Raw genomic sequence first — 10466 nt, 5'->3', positions numbered from 1 at the left:
GCACCGCGCCGCCATGATGGAAGTATGCCCTGCTGTTAGCTTTGGGGCCATGACTGCCGACGCTGCCGCCGTGGCCAACCCCGAGGCGCTCGCCCGCCGCCGCCTCCTCACGGTGCTCTTCGCGGGGGTGTTCATGGCGGCCCTCGACGCCGCGGTCATTGCCCCGGCCATTCCCGCGCTGCGCAGCGCGTTCGGCGTGGACAATCGGCAAATCGGGCTGGTCACCATCGTCTTCAGCCTGTGTTCGCTGACGAGCACGGCGCTCATGGCCGCGCTGAGCGACCGCTTTGGTCGCCGCACCATCTACCTGCTGGACATTGCCGGCTTCGCGCTGGGGTCGCTCATCATTGCCAAGTCCTCCAGCTTCGGCGTGCTGCTGCTGGGGCGTGCCATACAGGGGTTGAGCGCCGGGGGCATCACGCCCACGGCCAGCGCCGTCGTGGGGGACACGTTCCCGCCGGAGCAGCGGGGGCGCATCCTCGGGCTCATCGGTGCCACGTTCGGCATGGCCTTTCTCTTCGGGCCCATCCTCGCGTCGGCGCTGCTGGTGGTAGCCACCTGGCATTGGATCTTCCTCGTCAACCTCCCCTTCGCGGCCATTGTGTTCGTCATGGGCTATCGCGCGCTACCGCGCGTGACGCGTCCCGCCTCGCTGCCCCCCTTCGATTACGCGGGGATCATCACGCTCGCGCTCATGCTGGCCAGCCTCACCCTGGGCATCAATCGCGCGCTCGATACGTTTACGGGACAGCAGTTCTGGCCGTGGCTGCTGAGCGTGGCTGCGCTGGCCGTCCCCGTGCTCTATCTCGTGGAGCGACGCGCGGCACTGCCCATCGTGCCGCTCTCGCTCTTCGTGACGCGGCAGCTGCGCACCACCTGGGTGTTGTGCACCGGTGCCGGCTTCGGCATGGGGAGTGTGATCTTCATTTCGTCCGTCGCCGTGGCCGCGTTCGGTACCGCGCCCAACAAGGCCGGCCTGCTGCTCCTGCCGCTCGTGCTCTGCTCCTCGGTGGCCTCGGCGCTCTTCGGGCGGTGGCAGAATGCGCTGGGGCCACGGCGCGTCATGCTGTGCGGCTTCGGCACGCTGGCCGCAGGCTCGCTGCTCATCGGCGTGGGGGCACAGACCTTCTGGCTCTTCATCGTGGCCACCCTGTTCATCGGCGCCGGCGTGGGCATCGTCGTGGGCGGCACCCTGCGCACGGTCGTGCTCGACGAAGTGGACGCGCGGCAGCGCAGTGCGGCGCAGGCGCTCGTGAACATCGGCATTGCCATTGGCAATCTCATGGTGGTGGCGGTGCTCAGCGCCCTGGCCGATGCCGCGGGCGGTGGACTCGATGGCCTGCAGGCGGCGTATCTCGCGGCCACCGTCGTGATGCTGGTGATGATGGCCATCAGCGTGCGGCTGCAGCCCATGCGCAGCGCGAGTGCGGCACCGAACGCTGCCAGCTGAAGGCCGCTCCACGAAGACCGCGCGTTTCGGCTGCCACGCTGACATGACGGCCCACGGTCAGCCCATGCGTTCGGAGTACCGCTCCCGCGCACTGTACCTGTCGAGCCGCCACGGCGGGGAGGTCAACCCGCCGTAGGCGTGTGCGCGCAACCACGCCTGCTCCGCCTCCACGTCGGCCTCGTCGAGGTCGCGAAACCAGGTCTTGGGGCGCGCGGGGGACCCGTTGAACCAGCGGTAGCCGCGTGCCTTGAGCAGCTCCTTGGTCTCAATGGGGGTGCCAATCGCCGACAGGCGCACGGTGCTGCGGCGCGCCCGCTCGAGCAGGCGCGTGAGCGGCGTGGCCTCGCCATCGCGCGGGGTGGCCAGCACGTGCAGTGTGGCCAGGCAGTCGTCGCCCGCCCGGTGCCCGGTATGAAAGGCGCTGCACAGCTGGAAGAGCAGGTAATCGAGCTTGGCGCCCCGACAGCCGAACTGCGACCAGGGGACATCGTGCAGCGAGCACCCCCAGTGTTTGGTGGCGAAGGCGGGAAAGCGGCGCTCGAGCATGCGACGGTCGAAATTCGCGTTGTGCGCAATGACGAGGTGCGCCGCCTCGATCTCGGCGGCAACGGCGGCGTCGTCGATGCGCTGGCCGCGCACCATGTCGTCGGTGATGCCGGTGATCTCCACCGCCTCGACGGGGATGGGAATGCCCGGATCCTCGAACCAGTCGCGCATGGCGTGCACCCCGTACACGTGCCCCGCCGAGTCGAACTCGAAGGCCACCAGCCCCAGTTCGATGATGCGGTCGTTGGTGGTATCGAGCCCCGTGGTTTCCACATCCACGATGAGCCCGCGGCGTACCCCCGTGGGCGGGGTGGGTGCCGCATAGTGCGTGCGCGCCTCGAAGCGCTGCAGCACCCGATAGTTGCCGGTCGCTTCGAGGGCGGTGATCATGGCGGCGTGCTCCGGCAGCACGCCCGTGCGGATGTCCGGCATGTGGCCCGAGGTGATTAGGTTTCCCGACATGAACGCTCCCGATGCTCCTGCTGCCGTGACCGATGCCGAATTCACGGCCCTGGTCCTTCAGGCACCGCGCCCGGTCCTGGTGGATGTGTGGGCCGCCTGGTGCCAGCCGTGCGTGACCCTCAAGCCGGTCATGCAGCGCCTTGCGGAACACTATCGTGACCGGGTGACAGTGCTCATGCTCGACGCCGATCGCAACCTCGAAACGGTGACCCGCTTCGACGTGCGTGCCCTCCCCACGGTCCTGCTCTTCGATCAGGGCGCCCTGGTGGCGCGCCAGACGGGGGCGCAGTCGTTCGCCACGTACGCGCAGCTCCTCGACGCGCGACTCGCCGCGCGGGCGGCTGGCGACGCGGTGCCGCCCGTGGCCCACACGACGCCGGCGGTGTCCCAGCCGGCCGGCGACACGCCGGCGGTGCGCGAGGCACGCGCACTCGTGCAGGCTGGCACCCCTACGGTGCTCTTCAAGCACAGCGCCACCTGCTCCATCTCCATCGACGTGAAGCGCCGGTACGATGCCTTTGTGCAGGCCCACCCCCAGGTGCCCACGCGGCTCGTGGTGGTACAGCAGGAGCGCGCGCTGTCCACGGCCATCGAAACGGTCACCGCGGTCCGCCACGAGTCGCCGCAGGCGCTGGTGGTCCGCGACGGGCAGGTGCTCTGGCATGCGTCGCACCATCGCATTACGGCCGACGGATTGGCGCAGGCGGTGCGCATGGCCGAGGCGCCCCCCAACGCCCCCGGCTTGCCACCAGCGGCATCGGCGCGCTGATCAGGTGGCGCTGGTGCAGCCGCGCGGCGGCATGGTGGCGACGGCAAGGGAGCTCTACTCTGCGGGACATCGTTCGCGAACCAGGAATATCGCGGAACCAACTTCCCTCGACGAGCCCGGTCATGAGCGCCCTTGCTGCGGTACGGCACGTGCTGGTGGTGGACGACCACGCGGATGCCGCCGAAAGCCTGGCGCTGTTGCTGCAGCGCGAGGGGCATTCGGTTGATGTGGCCTTTGACGGCCGGGATGCGCTGGCGCAGTACGAGCGGGCGCACCACGACGCCGTCATCATGGACATCGGCCTCCCGGTGCTTGACGGATACGAGTGCGCGCGCGCCATGCGCCGTGTGCAGGGGGACCGGGCGCTGCTCCTCATTGCGTTGACCGGATGGGGGCACCCGGAGGACCGACGCCGCAGCGAGGCGTCGGGGTTCGATCATCATCTGGTCAAGCCGGTGCGCCCCTCCGAGCTCAACGCCTTGCTGGTGGCGGCCCAACGGACCGAGTAGCGTTCGGGGTCCACCAACCCCGAGTGTTCATGAGCTCGCCCATTCGCACACCGCTGCTGCTTGCGGCCGCGGTCCTGCTGCCGACCGCCCCGGCCACGTCCGGCGCCCAGCCGCGCTCCCCGATGGCGGCCTCGGCGCCGGCAACCGCGGCCGCCGCCGTGCCGCCGCGCGCCATTCGCCGCGACATTCCCATGACCAACGCCATCCGGCGTGCCATGGCTGCGGGGAGTCGCGATTCCACGGGCCGCCCGGCCGCCCGCTACTGGCAGCTGCGCACCGATTACGACATCGACGTGTCGCTCGATCCCGGCAGCGCACGGCTCACCGGGACGGCCCGCATCACGGTGCACAACACCAGCCCCGACCCCCTGCGCGAGATCGGACTGCGGTTGCACCCCAATCACTTCATCGGCACCGCGCCGCACAGTGCACCGTGGACGCCGGCCGAGGTGACCGATGGCATCGCCATTGCGCGCATGTCCGTGAACGGCGCCGCGGTCAACATCGCCTCCAACGCGGCACCCAATGCGGTGGCCGCCGAAGGCGCGCGGGCCATCCAGAATGCGCAGGCGGCCGCCGCCAATGCGGCCGCCGGCAATACGCTGCTCAACGGCCGCAGCACCAACGCGCGTGTGCGATTGGCCACGCCCGTGGCGCCCGGTGCCACGGCGCAACTCGAGATCGCCTGGTCGCACAAGCTGCCAGGCGGCCCCGGCACCGGGCACCGCATGACGCAACGCTGGGCCGACACGCTCTTTCAGCCCACCCAGTGGTTCCCGCGTGTGGCCATGTACGACGACCTGCGCGGTTGGGACACCGAGCTCTACCTCGGCCCGAGCGAGTTCTACAACGCCTTCGGCCGCTACGAGGTGCGCATCGACGTGCCGGCGGGGTGGATCGTGAGCGGTACGGGCCTGCTGCAGAATCCGCAGCAGGTGCTCACCGCGAAGGCGCGCGCACAGCTGGCGAAGGCCACGCAACGCGACGAGATCACCACCATCGTGGGGCCGGACGAGGTGGGGCCGGGGCAGTCCACCGCCACCAGCGCCAACGGGCGTCTCACGTGGCATTTCGTGGCGGAGAACGTCAACGACTTTGCGTGGGCCACCGCGAAGCAGTACGTGTGGCAGACCACGCGCGCCACCATTCCGGGCAAGGGCGTGGTGCCGGTGCACATGGTCTATCTGCCCGGTCGCGCCGGCCTGTATGCCAAGGCCGGCCCCGTGTCGCGGCACGCGCTCGAGTTCTACTCGACGCTGTGGTTCCCCTACCAGTTCCCGCAGCTCACCCTGCAGGACGGGCCGAGTGCCGGCATGGAGTACCCCATGGTGATCAACTCCAACGTCGGCGCCGCCGATCACGAGACGGGGCACATGTGGTGGCCCATGGTGGTGGCCAACAACGAGACGTGGTACGGCTGGATGGACGAAGGATTCAATCAGTACATGAACATCCTGTCCGACGCCCATGCCGAGGGAAAGCCGGCAGTCCTCGACGGGCTCGGGCAGAGCTACGGCCGTACGGCGAACAACGAGGCCGAGCCGCCGATGATGTGGAACGCCAACTACGCCGGTCCGCAGTTCTACGGCTTCACCACCTACAGCAAGACGCCGCTCATGCTCTCGGCCCTGGGTGGCATCGTGGGCGACAGCGCGGTGCAGCGCGCGCATCGCGAGTTCGGCACCGCCTGGATGTTCAAGCACCCCTCGCCGTGGGACTGGATGTTCTTCATGCAGCGTGCGCTCGGCCGTGACCTGGGGTGGTTCTGGCATGCGTGGCTCTTTGGCAACGAGAGCGTGGACCACCGGGTGGCCACGGTCGTCACGCAGGGAATCCGCACGAGGGTCACGGTGGCGCAGGATGGGCAGATGCCCGCGCCCATCGTCCTCGACGTGAAGTTCGCCGCGACCGGGCCGGCCCTTCGCCCCATGAAGAACGCGGTCATGCTGGACGCCACCACGGCGCGGGTGACCGTCCCGGTGGACGTGTGGTTCGACGGTCGGCGCCAGCACACGGTGGAGCTGGTCTTCGGCGGGCGCCGCATCGAAATGGTCACGCTCGACGCGCAGGGGCGCTTTCCCGACCGCGTGCCCGCCGACAACCGCTGGCCGCGCTGAGCGCTGGGCGCTGGCCGCAGCGGTCGGGGACGGGTCGCTCGGGTTCGCCTCGTCCCTGATCGATGCCCCGAGCTGCGGGGGGGGGGGCGTGCACGCGCCGTGCGAAGCCCCCATAATCCTGACGCCGCAGACGACCAACGAATTCCTCTCCCGGGGGCGGGCCGTGCTCGACGGTCCCCCCAACGTGCCTCTCGACGCGACCGTTACGCATGACATCTCCCGAACAGGTGAGCGGCGCAAAGGACGCGCCCTCCTTCGCCGATCCCCAGATGCTCGCCGTCTGTGCGATCGGGGCCAGCGCCGGCGGGCTCGAGGCGCTCCAGCAGTTCTTCGATAACGCCGATCCCAATCGCGGGATCTCGTACGTGGTCGTGCAGCACCTCTCGCCCGATCACAAGTCGCTCATGGTGGAGCTGCTCCGTCGGCACACCACACTCAAGGTGGTGCGCGCCCAGGACGGCATGCGCATCGAACCGGACACGGTCTATCTCAACCCGCCCAAGACCAACCTCACCATCGAGGGCGGCGTGCTGCGCATGGCCGAGCAGCCGGTGGGTCACGGGCTGCACCTGCCCATCGATGTCTTCTTCGCGTCGCTCGCCCTCGCCATGGGGGAACACGCCGTGGGGGTCGTGCTCTCCGGCACCGGCAGCGACGGCACCCGCGGTGCGCGCGAACTGAAGGCGGAAGGGGGGCTCGTGCTCGTGCAGGACCCCACGGAAGCGCAGTTCGACGGCATGCCGCGCAGCGTCGTGGCCACGGGGCTGGCCGATCAGGTGCTGCCGGTGGCCGACATTCCCGGGACCGTCGCCCAGTTCTTCCTGCGCCGGGGTGGTGGGCGCGCCTTCAGCAGCAGCGAACAGGGCGCGGGGACCGCGTCGCAGGTGCAGCGGGTGCTGGGCCTGCTGCGCGACCGCCTCGGCACCGACTTCACCGGCTACAAGCCCAACACCATCGTGCGGCGCATCGAGCGGCGTGTGCTCATGCACCCCGGCCTTGGCTGGGATGACTATGTGCGCCTGCTCGAGGATTCCAAGCCGGAGCTGGTGCAGCTGCATCGCGACCTGCTCATCAACGTCACGCGCTTCTTCCGCGACGAGGAAGCCTTCCGCCTGCTCGAGCAGCGCGTCATCCCGCAACTCGTGCAGGACACGCCGCCCGACAGTGAACTGCGCGTCTGGGTGCCGGCCTGCTCCACGGGCGAAGAGCCGTACTCCATTGTCATCCTCATTCTCGAGGCGCTCGAACGCGAGAAGCTGAGCCGCAATGTGCGCGTCTTTGCCACCGACGTGGACCAGGACGCGGTGGAGTTCGCCGCGGCCGGACGCTACGGCGACTCCATCGCCGCCGACATGACGCCCGAGCGCCTCTCGCGCTGGTTCGTGGCCGACGGCGATGGGTACAAGGTGAGCCGCGCGTTGCGCGACCGGGTGATCTTTGCGCGGCACAACCTGCTCAAGGATCCGCCGCTCACACGGATGGACTTCGTGTCCTGCCGCAACATGCTCATCTACCTGGGTACCGACCTGCAGCGACGCGTCATCGCCCTGCTGGCGTACGCGCTGCGCGCGCGGGGCTATCTTTTCCTCGGGTCGAGCGAAACGGTGGGGACGCTGTCCACGCTCTTCGATGTGGTCGACCAGAAGTGGAAGCTCTTCCAGGCGCTGCAGCCGGGGCGGCACACGCTGGCCGAGGCGCTCCCCACGCGCCCGCGGCGTCCGCTCATGCAGTCGTTCTCGGCCACCACGGCTGCCGAACAGGCCGTGCTGGCCACGCGCTCGGGGGCGCCGCGGACCGCCACCGAAGACGGGCTGCTGGAGCGGGTGTTCCAGGAGCTCACCGACGTGCTCAAGCTGCGCTGCGTGGTCCTCGACGCGGAGTACCAGCTGCTGCACACCTTCGGCGACGTCTCCAGCCTGCTCAAGGTGCCGGCCGGACGCTCCACGCTGGAAATCTTCAAGCTGCTGCCCCGGCCGCTCAGCGCCGCGCTGCGTGCCGCCCTGGGACGCGTGGCCAAGGAACACCGGGAGATCCTGTACGAAGGCATCGAGGTGGCGCCCGACGAGCCCACCGTGCGCATGCATGTGCGCCCGCTCGATGTGGGCCCCGATCGCGCCCGGGCCTACGTGATCTTCTTCGAAAGCGGCCCCAAGCCGCTGGCCGGGGGCATCGCCGACCGCTTCGCCGTGGACGACTCGTCGGCGCTGCGGCTCTCGCAGCTGGAACACGAACTGCAGTACACGAAGGAGAACCTGCAGGCCACCATCGAGGAGCTCGAAACCTCCAACGAGGAGCTGCAGGCCACCAACGAGGAACTCCTGGCCTCGAACGAGGAGCTGCAAAGCACGAACGAAGAGCTCCAGTCGGTGAACGAAGAGTTGCAGACGGTCAATGCCGAGTATCAGGAGAAGATCGCGGAGCTCATCAGTCTCAACAACGACATCGAGAACCTGCTGCGCACCACCGGCGTCGGGACCCTCTTCGTGGATGCCTCGCTGCGCATCCGCAAGTTCACCGATGCGGCCCTGCGTCTGCTGAACGTGATGCCGCAGGACATCGGCCGCCCTCTCGATCACATCGCCGCCAAGATTCCCGGTGTGGATCTCGTGGCCATGTGCCGCCGGGTCATGAACGCCGACGGGCCCGAATCGCACGAAGTGCAGGCGCCGGACGGTTCGCATCTGCACGTCAAGGTGCTGCCGTATCTCACCGGGGAGACCGGTGTGCACGGGGTCATCGTGAGCGTGATCGACGTGACCGAGGTCAAGCGCGGCGAAGAACGGCTGCAGCACATCCTCGACTCCATCCCGTCGTCGATTGCGGTGCTGGGCCCCGATGGCACCATCGTGCAGACGAACGCCGAGTGGGCACGCTTCGCCAAGGTCAACGAGGCCCCGCCGGCGCTCGTGTCGGGCATCGGCCTCAATTACGTGGCCACCTGCATGGCGGCCACCGACGATGCCATGGCGCATGCGGTGGGGCGCGGACTGCGCGAGGTGCTTGGTGGCAAGCGCGAGCGGTTCGAGCTGCAGTACCCCTGTCACTCGCCCGACAAGCGGCGCTTCTTCCTGCTGCAGGCCACGGCCCTCACGGCCACGGCGCCGCGTGGGGCGCTCGTGCAGCACTTCGACATCTCGTCGCAGGCGCTGCGCCTCGAGCAGCTCACCCAGTGGGTCGCGCAGGTGCAGGCGCTGCAGCTCGACGGGGTGCCCACGCTCCCCGACGCCTGATCGGTGAGGGTCGGGCCACGCGCCCACCGCGTGCGTTACGAGGAGTAGTAGGCGGCGTTTTCCTCGATGTACCCCTTCGTGAAGTCGCAGCCGTACGCCGTGGCGTGGGCATCCCCCACGCCCAGCGCCACGGCGATGTCCACCACCTCGCGTGACAGCGTTTCGCGCACGATCGCGTCGTCGAAGGTCAGGCGCTCACCACGCGCCACCACCTGCACGCCGTTGATCCACGCGTCGGTGCGATCGGGGTGGATGGTGCAATCGAAACACTTGCCCACGGCCATGAGCAGGCGTCCCACATTCGGGTCGGCGCCGTGTACCATGGTCTTCACCAGCGGCGAGTTCACGATGGACTTGGCCACGGTGTACGCCTCGCGCGCGTCCTTCGCCCCGCGCACGTGCACGCGCAGCAGATGTTCGGCCCCCTCACCGTCGCGGGCCAGGATCTCGGTCATGCGGGTGCACCCCGCCACGAGGACCGACAGGAACTCGGCTTCGTCCACCGGGCCCGCGAGGCCGTTGGCAAGGATGGCGCAGGTATCGGAGGTGCTGGTGTCGGTATCCACCGACAGCATGTTGAACGACGGGGCCACGGCCGCGCGCAACAGACGGTCCAGCGTGGGGGCATCAAAGGCGGCATCGGTGAAGATGTACGACAGCATGGTGGCCATGTTCGGTTCGATCATGCCCGAGCCCTTGGCCACCCACGTGATGGTGGCATTGCCCACCGACGCCGAGAGCGCCTTGGGGTGCGAGTCCGTCGTCATGATCCCCTCGGCGCCCACCATGGGGTTGTCCTGCAGGTCGGCCGCTATGCCCACCACGCCCCGTTCGATTTTCTCGATCGGCAGGGGGACCCCAATGACCCCGGTCGAGCTCACCAGGATGCGGTCGGCACTCGTGCCCAGTTCGGCGGCCGCGGCGCGCGCCATGCGTCGCGCGTGCTGTACGCCGGTCGCTCCGGTGGCCACGTTGCTCACCTTGCTGTTGGCAATCACGCCGCGCAGGAGGCCACCGGCGATGGTTTCACGCCCGAGAATGATGGGGGCGCCGGGAAAGTGATTGCGCGTGAAGACGGCCGCGGCGGTGGCGTCCACCTCGCTGGCAAAGAGCGTCAGGTCGCGCGCGGTGGGCTTGAGGCCCACGTTGCGGCTGGCGCAGCGGAAGCCGCGCGGAAACACCGGCGTCTCGTGAAATCGGATGGCGTGTGACATCCAGCAAAGCTGGAAGCTGCCGCCATGCGCCGCCAGCGTGCCGCGGCGCCACCGGATGGACTCGCCGCGGCCGGGCGGCCCCCCGCCCTGAACGACGTCCCGGGGGCGTGCGGGCGGAGCGCCGTGAGTCGAGTTTAACGTAACAGGTCCCAACCGTGAAATAAAGCCG

Annotated in this window: 7 protein-coding genes; 5 read left to right on the top strand and 2 right to left on the bottom strand. The window is 68.9% G+C overall.

The features are described 5' to 3' along the window. Nucleotides 1–49 precede the first annotated feature (49 nt). A complete protein-coding gene (locus LW840_RS12875; protein WP_345780907.1) occupies nucleotides 50–1450 on the top strand; it encodes an MFS transporter in 1401 nt (466 codons plus the stop codon). A 57-nt stretch (nucleotides 1451–1507) separates the two neighbouring features. Here LW840_RS12875 and LW840_RS12870 read toward each other — a convergent pair whose 3' ends face one another. Next, nucleotides 1508–2428, bottom strand: a complete 921-nt coding sequence (locus tag LW840_RS12870; RefSeq protein WP_291267910.1) for a 3'-5' exonuclease — start codon at nucleotides 2426–2428, stop codon at nucleotides 1508–1510. 28 nt (nucleotides 2429–2456) lie between these two features. Between LW840_RS12870 and ytxJ the strand changes: the two genes are divergently transcribed. From ytxJ to LW840_RS12850, 4 genes are all read left to right on the top strand, one after another. Then, nucleotides 2457–3227 carry a bacillithiol system redox-active protein YtxJ gene (gene ytxJ, locus LW840_RS12865; protein WP_291267909.1) on the top strand — a complete coding sequence of 257 codons (771 nt, stop codon included), beginning with the start codon at nucleotides 2457–2459 and terminating at the stop codon, nucleotides 3225–3227. A gap of 122 nt (nucleotides 3228–3349) precedes the next feature. Beyond that, nucleotides 3350–3736 carry a response regulator gene (locus LW840_RS12860; RefSeq protein WP_291267908.1) on the top strand — a complete coding sequence of 129 codons (387 nt, stop codon included), beginning with the start codon at nucleotides 3350–3352 and terminating at the stop codon, nucleotides 3734–3736. 29 nt (nucleotides 3737–3765) lie between these two features. Then, nucleotides 3766–5853, top strand: a complete 2088-nt coding sequence (locus LW840_RS12855; protein ID WP_291277102.1) for a M1 family metallopeptidase — start codon at nucleotides 3766–3768, stop codon at nucleotides 5851–5853. A 209-nt stretch (nucleotides 5854–6062) separates the two neighbouring features. Further along, nucleotides 6063–9083: a chemotaxis protein CheB gene (locus LW840_RS12850; RefSeq protein ID WP_291267906.1), complete on the top strand. Its 3021-nt coding sequence runs from the start codon at nucleotides 6063–6065 to the stop codon at nucleotides 9081–9083. 35 nt (nucleotides 9084–9118) lie between these two features. Here LW840_RS12850 and argJ read toward each other — a convergent pair whose 3' ends face one another. Then, nucleotides 9119–10297, bottom strand: coding sequence for a bifunctional glutamate N-acetyltransferase/amino-acid acetyltransferase ArgJ (gene argJ, locus LW840_RS12845; RefSeq protein WP_291277101.1), 1179 nt, complete (start codon nucleotides 10295–10297; stop codon nucleotides 9119–9121). Between the last annotated feature and the right edge of the window lie 169 nt (nucleotides 10298–10466).

This window comes from Gemmatimonas sp., assembly GCF_021298855.1.
In the GTDB taxonomy this organism is placed as follows: domain Bacteria; phylum Gemmatimonadota; class Gemmatimonadetes; order Gemmatimonadales; family Gemmatimonadaceae; genus Gemmatimonas.
The sequence above is the reverse complement of the archived record's forward strand: the minus strand, read 5'-3'. Positions and strand labels throughout refer to the sequence as shown.